This window comes from Bacillus sp. FSL L8-0193, from assembly GCF_037976065.1.
GTDB lineage: Bacteria > Bacillota > Bacilli > Bacillales > Bacillaceae > Bacillus > Bacillus paralicheniformis.
In genome coordinates this window covers 2,331,859-2,349,868 of record NZ_CP150261.1, presented here as the reverse complement: position 1 = coordinate 2,349,868, position 18,010 = coordinate 2,331,859, and the positions used below count along the sequence as shown (strand labels likewise).

The following is an 18,010-nucleotide window of genomic DNA, read 5'->3' as shown; positions in this document are numbered from 1 at the left end:
TTACAATGAAAGAAGTGTGTGAAAAATATGGAAAATCATCGTGTGATGAACCAAAAGGAGGATCCTCTTGCAAATGAAATCCCATCTATCAGACATAGAAATCGCCCAAAGTACGGAATTAAAACCGATTGCCGAAATTGCACGGAAGCTCAATATAAATGACGATGAAATAGAGTGTTTTGGTTGCACAAAAGCGAAAATTTCTTTAAAAATTTTTGAGCGTTTAAAAGAAAAAAACGATGGACAGGTGATTTTGGTAACCTCCATCAACCCGACCCCGGCCGGCGAAGGGAAGTCGACTGTCACCGTCGGATTGAGCCAGGCGCTCTGGCAGATTGGCAAAAAATCGATCGTTGCACTGAGGGAACCTTCACTCGGTCCGACAATGGGACTGAAAGGCGGGGCTGCCGGAGGAGGATATTCCCAGGTTCTTCCGATGGAGGATATCAATCTTCACTTTACAGGAGATATGCATGCGATCACAGCTGCGAACAACGCTTTGGCGGCTTTTATAGACAATCATATTCATCAGGGAAACGAATTAAACATCGATATTAGAAAAATCGTCTGGAAAAGGACGCTTGACCTCAATGACAGGGCGCTGCGCGAAACCGTTGTCGGCTTAGGCGGAAAAGCGAACGGATTTCCCCGGGAAGACGGCTTTGACATTACTGTCGCATCGGAAATCATGGCCGTTTTATGCCTGGCCGGAGACTTGGCCGATTTAAAAAGACGTCTGGCAGCAATGATCGTTGCCTACACTGTTGACGGACAGCCGGTGACGGCCGGCATGCTCGGTGTTCAAGGAGCGCTCGCTCTCCTGTTAAAAGATGCCATCAAACCAAACCTTGTTCAGACTGTTGAAGGAACACCGGCGCTCGTCCACGGAGGCCCGTTTGCAAACATCGCACACGGGGCGAACAGTTTGATCGCGACTAAAACGGCGGCGAAACTGGCTGATTATGTCGTGACTGAAGCGGGATTTGGCGCGGATTTGGGTGCGGAAAAATTCATGCACATCAAAACGAGAGCCGGCGAGTTCACCCCAGGAGCGGTCGTGATCGTCGCCACCGTAAGAGCGCTGAAAATGCACGGCGGAATGCCTCTCGCCGATTTGAAGCAAAAAGACGTAAACGCATTAAAAAGCGGAATCGCAAACCTTACCAAGCATATCGAAACGATAGACGCCTTCGGTCTTCCGTACGTTGTGGCCGTCAACAGGTTCGTACACGATGCGGAGGATGAGCTTGAGACGGTTCTTGGCTGGTGCAGGGACAACGGGCATCCGGCTGCACTGTGCAATGTTTGGGAAGAAGGCGGAAAAGGCGGGATTGACCTGGCAAGGGAAGTCATTCATGTCATGGAGCAAAAGGACAATCATTTTTCCTATTTATACGAATTAACCGACTCGATCGAAGACAAATTAGCCAAAATTTCCCGCACCGTTTATGGAGCCGAGGGGGTAGAGTTTACCGAAAAGGCGAAAAAGCAGCTGCTGGAATTGAAAAAGAACGGATTGGACGGGCTGCCAGTATGCGTGGCCAAAACTCAGTATTCTTTATCAGATGATCCGGGGAAAATTGGCAGGCCGAAAGGTTTCAGCATCACCGTCCGTGAATTAAAACCATCGAGGGGCGCGGGATTTATCGTCGCTTTAACTGGCAGCATTTTAACAATGCCCGGGCTGCCGAAACATCCTGCTGCACTTAAAATGGATGTCGGTGAAGACGGCAGGGCCAAAGGTTTATTCTAAAAAGGAGGGACCGTCATGTCCATTTACGATATCAGCGTCAAGACGATTAAAGGCGAGGACACGACACTGCGGCCGTATAAAGGCAAAGTGCTTCTCATCGTCAACACGGCCTCAAAGTGCGGATTTACACCCCAATATCAACAGCTTCAAGACTTGTATGAAACATATAAAGACCGGGGGCTGGAGATTCTGGGCTTTCCCAGCAACCAATTCATGAATCAGGAGCCTGGCGATGAAAAAAGCATAGAAGAATTTTGCAGCGTAAACTACGGGGTCACGTTTCCGATGTTTTCGAAGGTGAATGTAAAAGGAGATCAAATCCACCCGCTGTTCCGCCACTTGACGAACAAGGCGAAGGGCATGCTTGGAACAAAAGCGGTCAAATGGAATTTTACAAAATTTCTCGTTGATCAAACCGGGGAGAACGTTGAGCGTTTTTCACCGCAAACCAATCCAAAGGAGATGGAGGAGGCCATTCAGAAATGGCTGGGCTGAATCAGGAACAAACAGAACAGATCCGCTTGATGTCCGAATGGGTAAGAAAAAAGCTCGCAGCCGAAGGGACAGGACATGACTGGCTGCATATCGAAAGGGTTCGGAACATAAGCCTTCAGATTGCAAAAGAAGAGGGTGCAGACCTGTTTGTGACCGAAGCTTCCACCCTTCTCCACGATATGATTGATGTAAAGCTGGACGATGAACACCGGGTTCCGCTTGATGAGTTGAAAAGGCGCCTGTCAGAAGACTGGAAGGTCGATCCTGGAACGATTGACGGGATTCTTGCCATCATCACAAGAATGTCATTCAGAGACAGAGAAAAATATAAAGACGAACGCCTTTCAAAAGAAGGTATGGCAGTTCAGGATGCCGATCGGCTTGATGCGATCGGCGCCGTCGGGATCGCCAGGGCTTTGATGTATGCAGGGGCAAAGGGTCATCTCCTCTACGGGAGCGCCAATGCGCCTACTGCTGTCGGCCACTTTTACGAGAAGCTTCTCCTTTTAAAAGATTTGATGAATACAAAGACGGGACGGATGCTCGCGGAAAAAAGGCATCAGCTGATGCTCGAATTTCTCGGCGAACTGGAAAATGAATGCGCCTTCTCCAGAGAAAGCCGCCTTGATAGATCAGGGCCGGGGGTTATGGTAGAATAAGACCGGATCTTTTAACAGAGGGGGACAATGATGAAAATTAAATCGATAGAACCGACACCGAGCCCGAATACAATGAAGGTGATTTTGACCGAAGAACTGCCGGGCGGAAAAAGCAATAATTATAAAAAGGACCATGCGGAAGGCGCGCCTCCCGTCATCCAAGAGGTTTTAAACATAGAGGGAGTAAAAGGCGTCTACCATGTGGCCGATTTTATCGCTGTCGAGCGCAATGCGAGATTTGACTGGAAAGACATCCTCCCTGCCGTGCGTGCTGCTTTCGGAATGGACGAAGCCGAAGAGGCGGGGGGCCGTTCCGAAGAAAAAGAATCGTTTGGCGAAGTTAAAGTCTTCGTGCAAATGTTCAGCGGGATACCGATGCAGGTGAAATTGACCGACGGCGAGCGCGAGGAGCGCTTCGGCCTTCCAGAACGTTTCCAAGAAGCGATCTTGAAGCTTAAAACCGCGTCTTCCAACGTCGTGCTCGAACGGTCTTGGAAAGAGCAAGGCGTCAGATTCGGCGATTTTTCAGAAATCGGCCGTGAAGTAACGGAAGAGCTTGAGGCGGCTTACGATGAGGAGCGCCTGCGGAAGCTGACGGAATCAGCCGCATCAAGCGATGCTGAGGATAAACGCGCGGCTGTGCAGCGAAAGTCTTACCGGGTAACGCTTGAAATGATGGATGAGGAAGATTGGCAAAAACGCTATGCCCATCTTGAACAAATGGATCCGGATGAAAAGGACATTCCAGTACTCGAAAAAGCGCTCAATGACCCGAAAACATCGATCAGAAGACTTGCTGTCGTTTATTTGGGCATGATCGAAACGCCTGCGGTGCTTCCTCTTTTATATCAAGCACTCGAAGACAAAACGATCACGGTCAGAAGAACAGCCGGTGATTGTCTGTCAGACATCGGAAACCCGGAAGCGATTCCGGCAATGATCAAAGCGCTCAAGGACCCGAGCAAGCTTGTGCGCTGGAGAGCCGCCATGTTTCTGTACGAAGTCGGCGATGAGAGCGCGCTTCCCGCTTTAAAAGAAGCTGAAAACGATCCCGAATTTGAAGTCAGCCTTCAAGTCAAAATGGCGGTCGAACGGATCGAATACGGTGAAGAAGCGAAAGGCTCCGTATGGAAGCAAATGACGGAAAGCCGCAAAAAAGACGGCTGACAAGGACGCTGGAAACAGCGTCTTTTTTTATGCCTTAAGCTCTTCGCTCTGCAGCGGGGATCCATCCGGGAATTTTGAAAAAAGTCACGCGTCTTGTTATAAAATATCACTTTTTCTATAAAAATATTTCGAATATTGTTGAAAAACACGCTGAAAATATATATAGTAGTTAGCAATCATATGGAATGTGGAGGTTCTGATTCATGGGGAATGATTTACAGATGAAGATCAAAACAACCGTCATCTTGCGGATCAGTCCGGCAAGCGGTTAGCAGACAGTTTTTTAAAACTGAATATTCAGAAAATATAGAATGTAAATACGAAGATGTTTAGGAGGATCACGATGACAGGTTTACGCAGTGACATGATTACAAAAGGGATCGACAGAGCGCCGCACCGCAGTTTGCTGCGCGCGGCTGGGGTAAAAGAAGAGGACTTCGGCAAACCGTTTATTGCCGTTTGCAACTCATATATCGATATCGTACCGGGTCATGTCCATTTGCAGGAGTTTGGAAAAATCGTCAAAGAGGCGATCAGAGAGGCCGGCGGTGTTCCGTTTGAATTTAATACAATCGGGGTCGACGACGGAATTGCGATGGGGCACATCGGAATGAGATATTCTCTTCCGAGCCGCGAAATCATCGCCGATTCAGTGGAAACGGTTGTATCAGCGCACTGGTTTGACGGAATGGTATGTATTCCAAACTGCGATAAAATCACGCCGGGTATGATCATGGCAGCAATGCGGATCAATATTCCGACCGTGTTTGTCAGCGGGGGGCCGATGGAAGCGGGAAGAACGAGCGACGGACGGAAAATCTCGCTTTCCTCTGTATTTGAAGGCGTTGGCGCTTATCAATCAGGCAAAATCGATGAGAAAGGGCTTGAGGAGCTTGAACAGTTCGGCTGTCCGACATGCGGATCATGCTCGGGCATGTTCACGGCCAACTCGATGAACTGCCTTTCTGAAGCTCTTGGCATCGCCATGCCGGGCAACGGCACCATTTTGGCGACATCGCCCGACCGCAGGGAATTTGCCAAACAGTCGGCCCGCCAGCTGATGGAGTTGATCAAGTCGGATATTAAACCGCGCGACATCGTGACCGAAAAAGCGATCGACAACGCGTTCGCTTTAGACATGGCGCTCGGTGGATCAACGAATACGATCCTTCATACGCTTGCGATCGCCAATGAAGCGGGGGTCGACTACTCGCTTGAACGGATCAATGAGGTAGCGGCAAGGGTTCCGCATTTATCAAAGCTTGCGCCGGCTTCCGATGTGTTTATTGAAGATTTGCATGAAGCTGGAGGCGTATCAGCAGTCTTAAACGAGCTGTCGAAAAAAGAAGGCGCGCTTCACTTGGATACGCTGACCGTAACGGGAAAAACGCTTGGCGAAAATATTGCCGGGCGCGAAGTGAAAGATTACGAGGTCATTCATCCGATCGATCAGCCGTTTTCAGAGCAAGGCGGACTCGCCGTCCTGTTCGGCAACCTGGCGCCTGACGGTGCGATCATTAAAACCGGCGGCGTCCAAGACGGGATTACCCGCCATGAAGGACCTGCGGTTGTCTTTGACTCACAGGAAGAAGCGCTTGACGGCATCATTAACCGTAAAGTAAAAGCGGGAGATGTCGTCATCATCCGCTATGAAGGTCCTAAAGGCGGACCGGGAATGCCTGAAATGCTTGCACCGACTTCGCAGATCGTCGGAATGGGCCTCGGTCCGAAAGTTGCTTTAATTACCGACGGCCGCTTTTCCGGAGCCTCCCGCGGTCTTTCGATCGGCCACGTTTCGCCAGAAGCAGCCGAAGGCGGCCCGCTTGCTTTCGTAGAAAACGGCGACCATATCATTGTTGATATCGAAAAGCGGATTTTAAACATCGAAATCTCCGATGAAGAGTGGGAAAAAAGAAAAGCAAACTGGCCCGGATTTGAACCGAAAGTGAAAACGGGCTATCTCGCCCGGTATTCAAAGCTGGTGACATCTGCCAATACCGGCGGCATTATGAAAATCTAGCGGTTTTTTCGCCCGGTGTTTGAAATTCAGCCCCCGCTGTAGTATCCTTGACATCAGTAGCAAGGTTTATAGAGGGGGCTTTTTAATATGTCAACAGCTTATGAAGAATACATGCGCCAGCTCGTTCTTCCGATGCGTCAGGAATTGGTGCAGGCCGGCTTTAAAGAGTTATCGACCGCGGAAGAAGTTGAGACATTCATGGAAGGTGCAGAAGGCACGACTTTCGTCGTCGTCAATTCAGTCTGCGGATGTGCCGCAGGGCTGGCGAGACCGGCAGCCGTTCAGGCCGTCTCCGGAAGCGAAAACGGGCCTGATGAGACCGTTACAGTCTTTGCCGGACAGGACCGCGAAGCAACGGCGAAAATGAGGGAATACTTCGAAGGATATGAACCGTCTTCACCTTCAATGGCACTGCTGAAAGGCAAAGAAGTCGTTCATTTCATTCCTCGTGAACAGATTGAAGGCCGTGAAATGACGGAGATTATGAAAAACATCACGGACGCTTTTGAAAAACATTGCTAAAATGCCCTTTGAAGGGCATTTTTTACGGAGAAAAACATGATTGTCACAACAAGCTACAGACCGACTGAAAACACGGTTTTAACGGCGGAAAAAATCAGCCGGACGCTCGGCGCCCGCTTTTCCGAACGGAGAAAACGGGCGATTCGCCAAATCCGGGAGACAGAGCAGGAAGATGTTCTCGTGGTTGGAAAAGAGCGCTTCGAGCTGTATCATTCAGAAGGCGAAAAGTTCTTTTTCCACCCGAACTCTGCGATGTTCCGGGCGAAGCGCATGTTAAGAGGCGAACCGGATCCTTTTGTCGAAGCTGCACAAGTTGAACCGGGAGACAAGCTGCTCGATTGTACGCTCGGCCTTGGATCAGACGCCATCATTGCAAGCCTTGCCGCTGGCGAACAAGGCGAGGTGTGCGGAATTGAAAAAAGCCCGCTCCTCGCTTTTCTTGTCGAGGCGGGGCTTCAATCGTGGGAGACAGGCCTTGACGCTTTGGATCAGGCGATGAAAAGGATTCGGGTTCATTCCGGCGACAGCTTTGAATATCTGCTGGATCTTGATGATGATTCAGCAGATATCGTCTACTTTGACCCGATGTTTGATGATGGAATCGAAGAATCAAACGGCATCGCCCCTTTAAGAAAGTGGGCGCATTCCGAGTTTACGCTTGACGGTGCTTTAAATGAAGCCCTTCGGGTCGCCAGAAAAAGAGTGGTCCTGAAAGACCACTGGAAAAGTCCGCGCTTCGAAAAATACGGATTTCGCGTAAAAAAACGCAAAACGGCCCTGTTTCATTACGGTGTTCTCGAAAAATGAAATCCCAAGGCATATACCTTGGGATTTTTTAATCTGCGATTTCCATGACGATAAAATAAGCGAGGGTAATCAATGAAGCGGTTATAAAAAGACCTTCAATCATGAACGATCACTCCCAATTTTGGAATTTTCATCTTTGATTGTAAACGTTTTATCGCCAAAAGAAAAGGCGTTTTGTTTATTTGCACCGTCACTTTATGAATGACTGAAAATTCAACCTATGATAGAATAAGAGAAAACGAGAAAGCGATCCAAAAGGGGACTAACCAGTCATGAAGATGTGGATGAGAAAAGCGCTTGTCACATTATTTACAATTGCAACGTTCGGCCTTGTATCTCCTCCTGCGGCATTAATGGCGGACAAGCCGCAGGAGCATCAGAGTATGAAAGAATCCGGGTATACAGCTGTTTATCAAAAGCAGGAAGAGCCCGAACTTGAAGAAGACGGCGAATCCAAATCTTCATTTGACAGCTACAAGGATGAACTGCTCAATGAAGCAGAAGATCTGTCATTCGTAAAATTCGGCAGCAGGATATCGCCGGTCATCGAAGACGAGTACAGGGAAGAAGTGCTTCCAAAGGTCGAGGAGATCATCGTCAGCCATCTCATGACAATGCAGGACAATGACGCTTACCAGGATCTTGTCATTTCCAAAACGCCGACGGCGGGGAAGTCGGAGAGAATCTTCCACGTTTACAACCGGAAAACGGGGGAGGATGTGCTGAGGTTCCATGTGCGCAGGGACAAGCCGCCGCATAAAGGGTACTGGTTTAACTTTCATTATCATACTGCCGAAGACGGCTTTCAAAAACATCACGATCTCGGAAGCATATACTGGGACCGCAATACACCGCCTAACTGGATGAGCCACTAAAGGAGATTGATGCAGATGAAGAAGTATACGATGAATGAAATGGTGCACTTAACGAAAAATATGCTGAATGAGCGCGGGGTTACGATTGAGGATATTGCACTGATCGTACAAAAGCTGCAGGAAAAATACCATCCTGATCTGTCGCTTGCTGTATGCGTTGAGAATGTCGAAAAGGTCTTAAACAAAAGGGAAATCGTTCATGCCGTGTTAACGGGGATAGCGCTTGACCAGCTTGCCGAGAAAAAGCTATTGCCTGAACCGCTTCAATATTTGGTCGAAACGGATGAACCCCTTTACGGGATCGACGAGATTATTCCGCTTTCCATCGTAAACGTCTACGGTTCGATCGGCTTGACGAACTTCGGCTATCTGGATAAAGAAAAGTTCGGCATCATTAAAGAACTGGACGACTGTCCGGACGATGAGGTTCACACGTTCCTTGATGATATCGTCGCTGCCTTGGCGGCAGCTGCTGCAAGCCGAATTGCCCATTCGCATCAGGATCTTGAGGATGAAGAGAGAACAGACGGACAGAGCGTTGCGAAAAGCCGTTGAAAGACCTCGCCCTCCCCGCCATCAGGCGGGGTTTTTTTATGCCGATATTTTATGTCTTTTCCCGAAAAATGTCTTGTTTTCGAAAGGTTAAACAAGATACACTACAAAAGGATGAAAAAAATGAAACATCATGCGGATATATCCCGTCATATGTTAGAGAACCGGAATTGAACAAAACGGGGAATGACACCAATGCATTCGGGCGGCCTGATCAGAATGAAAACCTCGAAGAAAGGTTTCCTCTCATCACAGCTTTAACCTCCATCTTCATGCATCATGTTCACAGATGATCACACAAAGAGATGAGCATCATCCGGCATTATTTCGCTACAAACATCATAAGGGGGCTTTAAATTAATGATTTCATTGATTACCGCCATGGACAGAAACCGCCTGATCGGCAAAGATAATGATCTGCCATGGCATCTGCCGCAGGATTTGAAGTATTTTAAAGAGGTGACGAAAGGACACGCCGTGATCATGGGGAGAAAGACGTTTGAATCCATCGGCAAACCTTTGCCTCACCGGGAGAACATCATCGTTACATCCAATAAAGAACTGGATATTCCGAATTGTCAGGTGATGCACTCGGCAGAAGAAGCGGTGCGGTTTGCGAAAAACAAAAACGAAGAATGTTTTGTCATCGGCGGTTCAACACTGTACGCGGAGATTCTGCCTTTTGCGGACAAGCTGTATGTGACAAAAATCGATGAAACCTTTGAAGGGGACCGGTATTTTCCTGAATTCAGCGAAGCTGAGTGGGAAATCGTTTCGAGGCGGAAAGGCCTGAAAGATGACAAAAATCCATATGACTACGAATTCCTCGTTTATCAAAGAAAAGGATAGAGGAGAGGATTTTCATGTTTCGCTATTGTTTTTTATGGATGTATTCGGCCTATATGTTCATCAAGCATATCAAGCTCCTGCAGGCGCTACAGACACTTGACCCGCGCCTTTCGTACGCCAATCAGATGGAAGCTGTCTTTGATAAGCCGAAAGCTTTTTTACGGGGGTGCATCGGCTTAACCGGTTCGACCGTTTCCATCCATCAGAATGGAAGATCCCCGGCTGGCCCCGTCCTTTACGTGCATCCAAAGCTCGGCCTGTTAGAGCTCGCCGTGCTGCTTGGACACCTTGATAAAACGGCTTCGTTTTTTGCTGATCCGCGCGCCTTTCGTTATCCGCTGCTCAGCGGCTGGCTCAATAAAATGGCCGCGGTCAAAAAAAGCGCCGACAAGGAAGCATCACTTGAAAAAGTGGAAGAGATCGTCAGGAAAGGCCAAAGCTTTATTCTGTCTGAAGATGACGGGCTCGATTACAAATCTTTATCCAAAAAGCTCGGCATTCCGATCGTTGCAGTCGAAACAGCCGGTACGGAAGACATGAAGAAAGGCAAGTTGTTCAAGAGGCTGAGACCTGCTGATATCGACTTGACGATCTACCCGGCATACGTCCTAACCGAAAACAAACAGCTTCGGGCATAAAAAAACCAGGCTTCCTTTATGGGAGCCTGGTTTTCGCCGTTTATGATATAAACGGCACCTTTGCCACGTAGAAAAGCACGCAGAAAAACATGGAGGCGCTGCCGCCGAGTACGAAGGTGTGCCAAATCGCATGATGATACGGGATCTTTCTCCATAAATAAAAGATCGTTCCGACAGAATACAATATTCCCCCTAAGAGCAGCAGGGCGAATCCTTCTCCGGTCAAGGCCGTATAAAGCGGCTTGATCGCAATAATCGCCATCCAGCCCATCACAAGATACACCAGCGTGCTGACCACGATAAATCGTTTCACAAAAAAGATTTTAAATACAACTCCGCCAATCGCAAGTCCCCAGACGACCGCAAGCATTGTATAGCCGAGCGTGCCTTTCAAAGGTCCGAGGAGCAGCGGTGTGTATGTACCCGCAATCAGTACGTAGATGGCTGAGTGATCGATGATCTCAAGAATATCTTTTGTTTTTTGGTGCTGAATGCTGTGCAGAAGGGTCGAACTTAAATACAGGAACAGCATGGAAGCGCCGAAAATCGAAAAGCTGACAACATCCACCGGACTTCCGTAGCGAATCGCAAATATCACCAAAAATACGATGGCGGGTATGGAGAGGAGAACGCCGAGCCCATGGGTAATTGCATTCGCAATTTCTTCTTTAATCGTGTACATACCAAGACACCCTTTCTATTCTTGAATAATGTGATGCTTTAAAGAGCTTAAAAAGCGGAGGCCTTCAAGCGTGATTTTTGTCCCGGCTCTTCCGCGGCCCTTTGTAATAAACTCTCTTTTTTCCAAATAATCCAATCTGCTGCGCACTTGCTGGGGGGTAAGCTCCGACTTGCCGTTTTTGCTCAGTTCAGACAGAACTCTGCGGCTGGCAGGCTCTCCTTTTTCATTTAATTGCTTGACTGCATCGAGCAAAAACGCAAACTCCTCTTTTTCCATTAAAGTCAGTGATGTTGAAGCCGTTTTTTTATCTTTTGGCTTCTTCTTTTCGATTTGTTCTCTTAACGCCGGCGGAGTGTCGTAAAGCTGAATCGTTTTCCCGTCTGAGACGGTTTTCATATAATCCGTCATGTTTTTGAGTTCTCTGACGTTCCCCTCAAACTCATGCTGCTCTAAAGCCTTCCAAACGACCGGTTCGACATATATGTCATGATCCCCGCTTTTTAAAAAATGATGCACGAGAAGGGGGATGTCGCTTCGCCGTTCAGCAAGGGGGGGAAGCGGAAGGTCGAGCACATTGAGCCTGTAGTACAAATCCTTGCGGAATTCGCTGCTTTCAATCCGTTCACCGAGCGGCACGCTTGAGGTGACAATCAGTCTTTTTGGCATCCCTTTTTCAATGGCTGCCAAAAGCTTGCCCTGGAGAGGCAAGGAAAGCCCCCACACTTCGTCGAGAAACAAGGTTCCGGATTCATTCATCTCTGAAAGAAAAAAGTCTTCAGCCGCTTCATCTTCATTCAGCGTGCTGCAGCTTACGTGTGTGAAGGGATCATGGTTGAAAGATGATCCGGAATGAATGGCTTTGGCGAACAGCTCTTTGCCTGTGCCTGTTTCTCCATGAATCAGAATCGGATGGGAAGAGGCTGCAAATTGTATCGCTCTGTTTTTCGTTTGCAAAAAGGAATCGCATTCCCCGATCAGCTCGGAGAACCCTATGGATGGGTACGTGTGTTTAATCATGGCGGATCTCCTTTTGGTTCTAATTGGTTCTATTATAACACCCAATTAGAACAAATAAAGAGTTTTTTGAAAAAAAGTATATTTGGCTGCACATTAAGAATCGAAAAGAACTCCGTATATATTGAGAAAGTGTATAATATTCTGTAAATAACAAAGAATTGCCCTTTAAATTTTGAATATTCATGATATAATGGCGTATTAAATAAAGCTTTATACAGAAAGGATCTTATACATGAAACCGTTGCTTAAAGAAAACTCTCTCATCCAAGTCAAAGACATTTTAAAAGCCCATCAAAATGTAAAAGATGTTGTCATTCATACCCCCCTCCAAAAAAATGAGAGGCTCTCCGAGAGGTACGATTGCAACGTATATTTAAAAAGAGAAGACCTGCAGGTTGTCCGCTCTTTTAAACTGAGAGGCGCCTATTATAAAATGAAGCAGCTTTCAAAAGAAACGACGAAAAACGGGGTCGTCTGCGCCAGTGCAGGAAACCATGCGCAGGGGGTCGCTTTTTCCTGTAAACATCTCGGTATTCACGGAAAGATTTTTATGCCGTCGACGACTCCGAGGCAAAAAATTTCTCAAGTCGAATTGTTCGGCAAGGAATACATCGAGATCATCCTGACAGGCGACACGTTCGATGATGCATATCAAAGCGCAGTCGCCTGCTGCGAGGAAGAAAAACGGGCATTTATCCACCCGTTTGACGATCCTGCCGTCATGGCCGGACAGGGAACGGTTGCGGTCGAAATCTTAAACGATATCGAAACAGAACCCCATTATTTATTTGCAAGTGTAGGCGGCGGCGGCCTGCTTTCAGGAGTGGGAACCTACATGAAAAACGTGTCCCCGGATACAAAGCTGATCGCGGTTGAGCCCAAAGGCGCGCCGGCTCTATTTGAATCAAACAAAAAAGGCGAAGTCGTGACCCTCGAGAAAATCGATAAATTTGTAGACGGAGCCGCCGTGCAAAAAATCGGCGAAGAGACATTTAAAACGCTTGAAACCGTTGTAGATGATATTTTGCTCGTTCCCGAAGGAAAGGTATGCACCGCGATTCTTGAGCTGTACAACCAATGCGCGATTGTCGCCGAGCCTGCGGGAGCGCTGCCGATCGCCGCTTTAGACCTTTACAGGGATGAAATCAAAGGAAAGAATGTCGTATGCATTGTGAGCGGAGGAAACAACGATATCGGCAGAATGCAGGAAATCAAAGACAGATCGATGATGTATGAAGGACTCCAGCATTATTTCATCGTGAACTTCCCGCAAAGGGCGGGAGCTTTGCGCGAATTTCTAGATGAAGTGCTCGGGCCGACCGATGATATCACCCGGTTTGAATATACGAAGAAAAATAATAAAAGCAGCGGCCCTGCGCTCGTCGGCATCGAATTGAAACAGCGCGAAGACTACGAGCCGCTGATTGCGAGAATGGACCGTAAAGGCTTCCGCTATGTCGAAGTGAATAAAGATGAAGGGCTCTTTCATTTGCTGATTTAAGAAATTTTTTTGAAAACACGTATAAATCAAAGACAACGGCTCCTGAGATTATGTATAATAAAGAAAATATCTCATAAATGAGGATTGATAGCTTGTTACTTAAAAGCCTGGAGTTCAAACGTTCGGATGGACAGAAGGTGAAGGTGACGGAAATACCCCTGCTGAAGGAGGACGACCCGCATTTTTTTATGGCCAGTCTGAGGCTCGAAATCTTTTTAAAGACACTCTATTGCTCAAAGCGGAAAAAAAACGTCTACTCCTTTAGGGACTACTTAAAGAGAGCATTGAAATGGCAGGATTACCTCGCCATTTATCAAGAGGAAGAATTGAAGCATAATGCATAAGAATTGATAGCATTCTTTGCCGGCCCATGAAGACAGCCAAATCCGCTTGGAAAAGGGCGGAAGACGGCATTCGGCCGGCAAAGAATTTTTCATGCCGAATTTGGCCTCACTAGGAAATTCACCATTTGAACCGACAGGATGTGAAGGGAATTGCCAAGCATTAAAATTGTAACGGACTCAACAGCTGACTTGAGCGAAGAACTGCTCAGAGAATATCATATTTCCGTTCTCCCGCTCTCGATATCAATCGACGGCATTGTTTACAGAGACAGGTTCGATATTCAGCCGGACGAATTTATTGAGAAAATGGAGAGCGCCGCAGAACTCCCGAAAAGTTCACAGCCGCCTTTAGGCGCTTTTATCAAACTGTACGAAGAGCTGACCGCTGACGGAAGCGAAGTGATCAGCATCCATCTCTCAAGCCAATTGAGCGGGACATACCAGACGGCTGTAAGCGCTTCAAACATGGTCGACGGGAATATTACGGTGATTGATTCCATGTATATTTCAAAAGGCCTCGGCTTTCAGGTCGTACGAGCCGCCTTGCTGGCCGAAGAGGGAATGACGGCCGAAGCGATTGTAAAAGACCTGGAGAACTTGCGCGACCGGACATCCCTCTATGTGACAATTGATCATTTTGATAACTTGATCAAAGGCGGCCGCATCGGGAAAGGAAAAGCGCTGATCGGCTCATTGCTCAAGGTTAAGCCGATCGCGAGGCTTGAGGACGGAATCTATACGCCTGAAAAAAATGTCAGGAGCACCAGTCAGCTTATCCGTTATTTAACGGGTCAATTTCTTTCCGCGGTGAAGGGAAGGACGGTGCAAGCGATCGGAATCGCCCATGCCGATGCACTCGACCTTGCTCATAGGCTGAAAGACTCTTTGCTTGAACATATCCCGGGAATCGATATTGATATTGCGTACACAACGCCGATTATCTCTGTTCATACCGGAAAAGGAGCGATCGGTTTTACTTTTTACACCGATTGAAAAAGGGGATGGAAGGATTGAAAAACGTTTTTGGCATTTTCCTTGCAGGGATTCTCACAGTGTTTCTTTCGTCCTGCGGAACTAGCAAGATTGAAAATTCTTTAAACTATGACGTACAATCTTTTTCTTTTCAAAATCAAGACGGGAAAACCGTGTCTCTTGAAAGTTTAAAAGGCCAGGTGTGGGTGGCCGACTTTATATTTACGAACTGTAAAACGATCTGTCCGCCGATGACTTCACATATGGCTGAACTGCAAAAACAAATGGAAGAGGAAAACCTGCAGGCCCGCATCGTCTCTTTCAGCGTTGACCCCGAAAATGACACGCCGGAAAAGTTGAAAAAATTTGCGGCCAACTATCCGCTCAATTTTCAAAACTGGGATTTTTTAACTGGATACTCGCAGGAGGAAATTGAAAAATTTGCGCTGAAAAGCTTTAAAGCAATCGTGAAAAAACCTGAAGATGAGGATCAGGTGATTCACCAATCGTCATTTTATCTAGTCGATCAAAACGGCAAAGTCGTCAAGGATTATGACGGTGCAAAAAATACGCCGTACGATGAAATCATCGCCGATATTAAGACGCTGGAAAACCGTTGATAAAAACGGGCGCCTGCCGCTGAAGCCTGCTTCCTGACCACCGGAAACAGGCTTTTTTTTACACCTGTCAAATCATTTTCAAAAGAATCAAAACATGGTACACTTTTTTTTAGGTATCTAGAAGGAAGGGGCATCATTTTTGAACATACGGTTTATAACAGTCATGATGGCCCTCGTCTGTCTGCTTTCAGCCTGTACGGAATGGAATGCGGGCGTTGAAAAAACATCGGTCTCCCCTAAGCGCGATATCGTGATTGCAGCAGTGGGCGATTCTCTGACAGAGGGGGTAGGCGATCAAGAGAAGAAAGGCTATGTCGGCATGGTGGCCGACGAGCTTGAAAGCCGGAGCGATGTGAAGTCCGTAACGGTCAAAAATTATGCCGTTAAAGGCTCCCGGACTGATCAGCTGCTTGAAAGATTAAAAGAAAAAGAAGTACAAGAGGGCCTGAAAGAGGCAGACTACATTTTGTTTACAATCGGGGGCAACGACCTGATGAAAGTCGTCCGCCAAAACTTCGCGCACTTAACGCTCACACCTTTCCGCGTTGAACAAAAACTGTTTGAAAAGCGGTTTTCGAATATTTTAGCGGAAATTAGAGAGCAAAACGCCAGCGCTGAATTGATTTATGTCAGCATGTATAATCCGTTTAAGTTTACGCTGTCTGAACTGAGGGAAATTGACCAAGTCGTAGACGAATGGAATGAAGGCGCAGAAAAAAGGCTGAAAAAGGTCTCCAATACGAAAATGGCAAATATCGCTGATATTTTTGAGGAATACAGCGATGAAAAGAAGATTGCAAAAGATGAGTTTCATCCTAATCAATACGGGTATTCTTTAATAGCGAAACGCGTTTACGAACAAATTAAAAACGAAGACCCCCAAGCAGAATAAGGTGAAAAAATGAAGAAATGGAAGAACTTATTTTTAATTTTAGCAGCAGTCAACGTCATCATACTTGCCGGGATTTTCATTCTCGTATTCATGCCCGGCGGTCAAAAGGAACCGTCGCGGCCGACTCCGAGCGAATACCAATTGAACGTGACGAGCACGAAAGAATCATTGGCCGCATTCATCAACACATATTTGGAGAAGGAGTCTTCGCCGGATCTTGACTATCAAATCGAAATCGACGATGAATTCCACATCGTCGGTGCGATCCGCGCCTTTTCCTCGACAGTCGATGCGAGGGTGTCCTTTCGGCCGACAGTGGAAAAAAACGGAGATGTGGTTCTTGACGTGACGAGATTTTCGATCGGCAAGTTAAATGTTCCGATATCGATGGTGCTAAACTACATGGATCAATTTTATGATCTTCCTGATTTTGTACACGTTCGTTCGGATGCTAAAGAAATTCAAGTCCGTCTGTCAGAGATGCCGCTTAAAAACGGAATGTATGTGAAAGCAAAAGACATTGATTTAGAAAAAGATCAAATCGAATTTGTTTATTATCAGCCTGCACAAACAGATTCATAGATCGTGCGGCGGGATTTACAGGGGTGAACATATGGAACGTATCTACACATATTTCAGCTTGCTGTCTATGTTGTTTTCACTGTACTTCGGCGGCCTCGCCGCCTTCAGTTTCATCGATGAAAACATGGACAAGATGTATTTGAACATCGGGTATTGTGCGTTGTTTTTAAGCATTATGATCTTTACCCTAGATGCGAAAAAACATAAAAAAACTGACCATCACAATCAATAATTGCCGGCAAAATCCTAAAACATGAGACCGTTTTAGGATTTTGTTGTCCATGCTTCAGCAGACTGTAAAAGAGACATCAGGTCTCTTTTTTTTCGCTATGAAGGCGGAGCTTTGGCAGGAAACGGCGCCGCTTTTATTGTGAGAGAAGGGGAGCCGTTGACGAAACCGAGGCCATACAAAGTTGTGGATTCCCCGGCGTGAAGCGTGATTTTCGGAACCTTCAGCAGGACCGCTGTTGAACCGGCGGCCTTTACCTCCATGTCGATTTTCTGTGAACGCACCTGGATGTACCGCGTGACCGTTTGAAAGGGGACACCTGAAAACAGGACAGGTCCGTTTTGCACTGCAAAGTCAAGAGCCGGAGAGTCCGGTGATAAATGAACGAAACGGATGCTGCGGCTTTCCGGATCAGCCGCAGGCCGGTCATACATTCCGACGGGAATGAGCTTTGCAGCTGTGCCTGTAACGGCAACCGTGCAGTACCCGCCGTGGATCAGGTGATACTGTACCGACAGCAAGGGACCGTGCGCCCTGCCTCTTTGGAAAACATCGATTTGAATACGGCCGGCAGGAAACCGGACATAAGAAGATAAATCTGTATAGGAGATGTTTTGAAAAACGGATATGCCGTTTACGAATACGTCGAGATTGTCGGTGTGAGGAGCCGCGTGGAGCAGTCTGATCATCGCTGCTTTTCCGCCGTTTCGAAAATAAAAGGGCGCCTCTACAGGCGGAAGATGGTAGCAGTTCCTCCGAAAACCCTCCGCCATTTGCCGGGCATCATGATCTGTAGAGAACATTTTGTCACGCCCCTTTGCATGCTTTCTGACA

21 protein-coding genes are annotated in these 18,010 nt (G+C 47.2%); 18 read left to right on the top strand and 3 right to left on the bottom strand.

Going from position 1 to position 18,010, the window contains the following annotated elements; all coding sequences use genetic code 11:
* The first annotated feature begins 73 nt into the window (after positions 1 to 73).
* From MHH76_RS11695 to MHH76_RS11645, 11 genes are all read left to right on the top strand, one after another.
* A complete protein-coding gene (locus MHH76_RS11695) occupies positions 74 to 1,753 on the top strand; it encodes a formate--tetrahydrofolate ligase (RefSeq protein ID WP_033155118.1) in 1,680 nt (559 codons plus the stop codon).
* A gap of 15 nt (positions 1,754 to 1,768) precedes the next feature.
* Entirely contained in the window at positions 1,769 to 2,248 is a 480-nt protein-coding gene (locus MHH76_RS11690) for a glutathione peroxidase (RefSeq protein WP_020451887.1), read from the top strand.
* The gene (locus tag MHH76_RS11685; protein ID WP_025811258.1) at positions 2,236 to 2,907 is read left to right on the top strand and encodes an HD domain-containing protein; all 672 of its coding nucleotides are present in this window, start codon (positions 2,236 to 2,238) and stop codon (positions 2,905 to 2,907) included. Before MHH76_RS11690 ends, MHH76_RS11685 begins: the two co-directional genes overlap by 13 nt.
* A 30-nt stretch (positions 2,908 to 2,937) precedes the next feature.
* The gene (locus MHH76_RS11680; RefSeq protein ID WP_026579412.1) at positions 2,938 to 4,074 is read left to right on the top strand and encodes a conserved virulence factor C family protein; all 1,137 of its coding nucleotides are present in this window, start codon (positions 2,938 to 2,940) and stop codon (positions 4,072 to 4,074) included.
* 343 nt (positions 4,075 to 4,417) lie between these two features.
* Positions 4,418 to 6,094: a dihydroxy-acid dehydratase gene (gene ilvD / locus MHH76_RS11675; RefSeq protein WP_020451884.1), complete on the top strand. Its 1,677-nt coding sequence runs from the start codon at positions 4,418 to 4,420 to the stop codon at positions 6,092 to 6,094.
* A gap of 87 nt (positions 6,095 to 6,181) precedes the next feature.
* Positions 6,182 to 6,616 carry a BrxA/BrxB family bacilliredoxin gene (locus tag MHH76_RS11670; protein WP_025811259.1) on the top strand — a complete coding sequence of 145 codons (435 nt, stop codon included), beginning with the start codon at positions 6,182 to 6,184 and terminating at the stop codon, positions 6,614 to 6,616.
* Positions 6,617 to 6,652: 36 nt separating this feature from the next.
* Positions 6,653 to 7,423 (top strand): class I SAM-dependent methyltransferase, encoded by a 771-nt coding sequence (locus MHH76_RS11665; RefSeq protein WP_033155097.1) that lies wholly within the window; start codon positions 6,653 to 6,655, stop codon positions 7,421 to 7,423.
* A gap of 272 nt (positions 7,424 to 7,695) precedes the next feature.
* A complete protein-coding gene (locus tag MHH76_RS11660) occupies positions 7,696 to 8,298 on the top strand; it encodes a YpjP family protein (RefSeq protein ID WP_023857393.1) in 603 nt (200 codons plus the stop codon).
* A 15-nt stretch (positions 8,299 to 8,313) separates the two neighbouring features.
* Positions 8,314 to 8,853: a phosphatidylglycerophosphatase A gene (locus MHH76_RS11655; RefSeq protein ID WP_025811261.1), complete on the top strand. Its 540-nt coding sequence runs from the start codon at positions 8,314 to 8,316 to the stop codon at positions 8,851 to 8,853.
* A gap of 357 nt (positions 8,854 to 9,210) precedes the next feature.
* A complete protein-coding gene (locus MHH76_RS11650; RefSeq protein WP_020451878.1) occupies positions 9,211 to 9,699 on the top strand; it encodes a dihydrofolate reductase in 489 nt (162 codons plus the stop codon).
* A gap of 14 nt (positions 9,700 to 9,713) precedes the next feature.
* Positions 9,714 to 10,337 carry a hypothetical protein gene (locus MHH76_RS11645; protein WP_039072795.1) on the top strand — a complete coding sequence of 208 codons (624 nt, stop codon included), beginning with the start codon at positions 9,714 to 9,716 and terminating at the stop codon, positions 10,335 to 10,337.
* Positions 10,338 to 10,377: 40 nt separating this feature from the next.
* Here MHH76_RS11645 and MHH76_RS11640 read toward each other — a convergent pair whose 3' ends face one another.
* Both MHH76_RS11640 and MHH76_RS11635 read right to left on the bottom strand, forming a co-directional pair.
* Positions 10,378 to 11,019: a hemolysin III family protein gene (locus MHH76_RS11640; protein WP_020451876.1), complete on the bottom strand. Its 642-nt coding sequence runs from the start codon at positions 11,017 to 11,019 to the stop codon at positions 10,378 to 10,380.
* Between the two features lie 15 nt (positions 11,020 to 11,034).
* Positions 11,035 to 12,036, bottom strand: coding sequence for a sigma 54-interacting transcriptional regulator (locus tag MHH76_RS11635; protein ID WP_023857390.1), 1,002 nt, complete (start codon positions 12,034 to 12,036; stop codon positions 11,035 to 11,037).
* A gap of 232 nt (positions 12,037 to 12,268) precedes the next feature.
* On the opposite strand from MHH76_RS11635, the gene ilvA reads away from it, so the two are divergent.
* The 7 genes from ilvA to ypmT all read left to right on the top strand — a co-directional run bounded on the left by ilvA (position 12,269) and on the right by ypmT (position 17,179).
* Positions 12,269 to 13,537, top strand: a complete 1,269-nt coding sequence (gene ilvA, locus MHH76_RS11630; RefSeq protein ID WP_020451874.1) for a threonine ammonia-lyase IlvA — start codon at positions 12,269 to 12,271, stop codon at positions 13,535 to 13,537.
* A gap of 92 nt (positions 13,538 to 13,629) precedes the next feature.
* Complete coding sequence (locus tag MHH76_RS11625) at positions 13,630 to 13,881, top strand: YpmP family protein (RefSeq protein WP_020451873.1); 252 nt, start codon at positions 13,630 to 13,632, stop codon at positions 13,879 to 13,881.
* A 150-nt stretch (positions 13,882 to 14,031) separates the two neighbouring features.
* Positions 14,032 to 14,874 carry a DegV family protein gene (locus MHH76_RS11620; protein ID WP_020451872.1) on the top strand — a complete coding sequence of 281 codons (843 nt, stop codon included), beginning with the start codon at positions 14,032 to 14,034 and terminating at the stop codon, positions 14,872 to 14,874.
* Positions 14,875 to 14,882: 8 nt separating this feature from the next.
* Entirely contained in the window at positions 14,883 to 15,473 is a 591-nt protein-coding gene (locus MHH76_RS11615) for an SCO family protein (protein ID WP_031305174.1), read from the top strand.
* A gap of 139 nt (positions 15,474 to 15,612) precedes the next feature.
* Positions 15,613 to 16,365 carry an SGNH/GDSL hydrolase family protein gene (locus MHH76_RS11610; RefSeq protein ID WP_023857388.1) on the top strand — a complete coding sequence of 251 codons (753 nt, stop codon included), beginning with the start codon at positions 15,613 to 15,615 and terminating at the stop codon, positions 16,363 to 16,365.
* A 9-nt stretch (positions 16,366 to 16,374) separates the two neighbouring features.
* Positions 16,375 to 16,947 carry a YpmS family protein gene (locus MHH76_RS11605; RefSeq protein WP_020451869.1) on the top strand — a complete coding sequence of 191 codons (573 nt, stop codon included), beginning with the start codon at positions 16,375 to 16,377 and terminating at the stop codon, positions 16,945 to 16,947.
* A gap of 31 nt (positions 16,948 to 16,978) precedes the next feature.
* Positions 16,979 to 17,179: a protein YpmT gene (ypmT, locus tag MHH76_RS11600; RefSeq protein WP_020451868.1), complete on the top strand. Its 201-nt coding sequence runs from the start codon at positions 16,979 to 16,981 to the stop codon at positions 17,177 to 17,179.
* 95 nt (positions 17,180 to 17,274) lie between these two features.
* On the opposite strand, the gene MHH76_RS11595 is transcribed toward ypmT, so the two are convergent.
* On the bottom strand, positions 17,275 to 17,979 hold the full coding sequence (locus tag MHH76_RS11595; protein WP_020451867.1) for a DUF4397 domain-containing protein: 705 nt from the start codon (positions 17,977 to 17,979) through the stop codon (positions 17,275 to 17,277).
* Positions 17,980 to 18,010: the final 31 nt, after the last annotated feature.

Excerpts from the sequence above, each read along its gene's own strand:
- MHH76_RS11605 (WP_020451869.1), top strand. The coding sequence starts at position 16,375 with ATGAAGAAATGGAAGAACTTATTTTTAATTTTAGCAGCAGTCAACGTC.
- MHH76_RS11595 (WP_020451867.1), bottom strand. The coding sequence starts at position 17,979 with ATGTTCTCTACAGATCATGATGCCCGGCAAATGGCGGAGGGTTTTCGG.
- MHH76_RS11695 (WP_033155118.1), top strand. The coding sequence starts at position 74 with ATGAAATCCCATCTATCAGACATAGAAATCGCCCAAAGTACGGAATTA.
- MHH76_RS11655 (WP_025811261.1), top strand. The coding sequence starts at position 8,314 with ATGAAGAAGTATACGATGAATGAAATGGTGCACTTAACGAAAAATATG.
- MHH76_RS11650 (WP_020451878.1), top strand. The coding sequence starts at position 9,211 with ATGATTTCATTGATTACCGCCATGGACAGAAACCGCCTGATCGGCAAA.
- MHH76_RS11685 (WP_025811258.1), top strand. The coding sequence starts at position 2,236 with ATGGCTGGGCTGAATCAGGAACAAACAGAACAGATCCGCTTGATGTCC.
- MHH76_RS11670 (WP_025811259.1), top strand. The coding sequence starts at position 6,182 with ATGTCAACAGCTTATGAAGAATACATGCGCCAGCTCGTTCTTCCGATG.
- MHH76_RS11635 (WP_023857390.1), bottom strand. The coding sequence starts at position 12,036 with ATGATTAAACACACGTACCCATCCATAGGGTTCTCCGAGCTGATCGGG.
- MHH76_RS11615 (WP_031305174.1), top strand. The coding sequence starts at position 14,883 with ATGGAAGGATTGAAAAACGTTTTTGGCATTTTCCTTGCAGGGATTCTC.
- ilvD (WP_020451884.1), top strand. The coding sequence starts at position 4,418 with ATGACAGGTTTACGCAGTGACATGATTACAAAAGGGATCGACAGAGCG.
- MHH76_RS11680 (WP_026579412.1), top strand. The coding sequence starts at position 2,938 with ATGAAAATTAAATCGATAGAACCGACACCGAGCCCGAATACAATGAAG.
- MHH76_RS11645 (WP_039072795.1), top strand. The coding sequence starts at position 9,714 with ATGTTTCGCTATTGTTTTTTATGGATGTATTCGGCCTATATGTTCATC.
- MHH76_RS11665 (WP_033155097.1), top strand. The coding sequence starts at position 6,653 with ATGATTGTCACAACAAGCTACAGACCGACTGAAAACACGGTTTTAACG.
- MHH76_RS11660 (WP_023857393.1), top strand. The coding sequence starts at position 7,696 with ATGAAGATGTGGATGAGAAAAGCGCTTGTCACATTATTTACAATTGCA.
- MHH76_RS11640 (WP_020451876.1), bottom strand. The coding sequence starts at position 11,019 with ATGTACACGATTAAAGAAGAAATTGCGAATGCAATTACCCATGGGCTC.
- ilvA (WP_020451874.1), top strand. The coding sequence starts at position 12,269 with ATGAAACCGTTGCTTAAAGAAAACTCTCTCATCCAAGTCAAAGACATT.
- MHH76_RS11690 (WP_020451887.1), top strand. The coding sequence starts at position 1,769 with ATGTCCATTTACGATATCAGCGTCAAGACGATTAAAGGCGAGGACACG.
- ypmT (WP_020451868.1), top strand. The coding sequence starts at position 16,979 with ATGGAACGTATCTACACATATTTCAGCTTGCTGTCTATGTTGTTTTCA.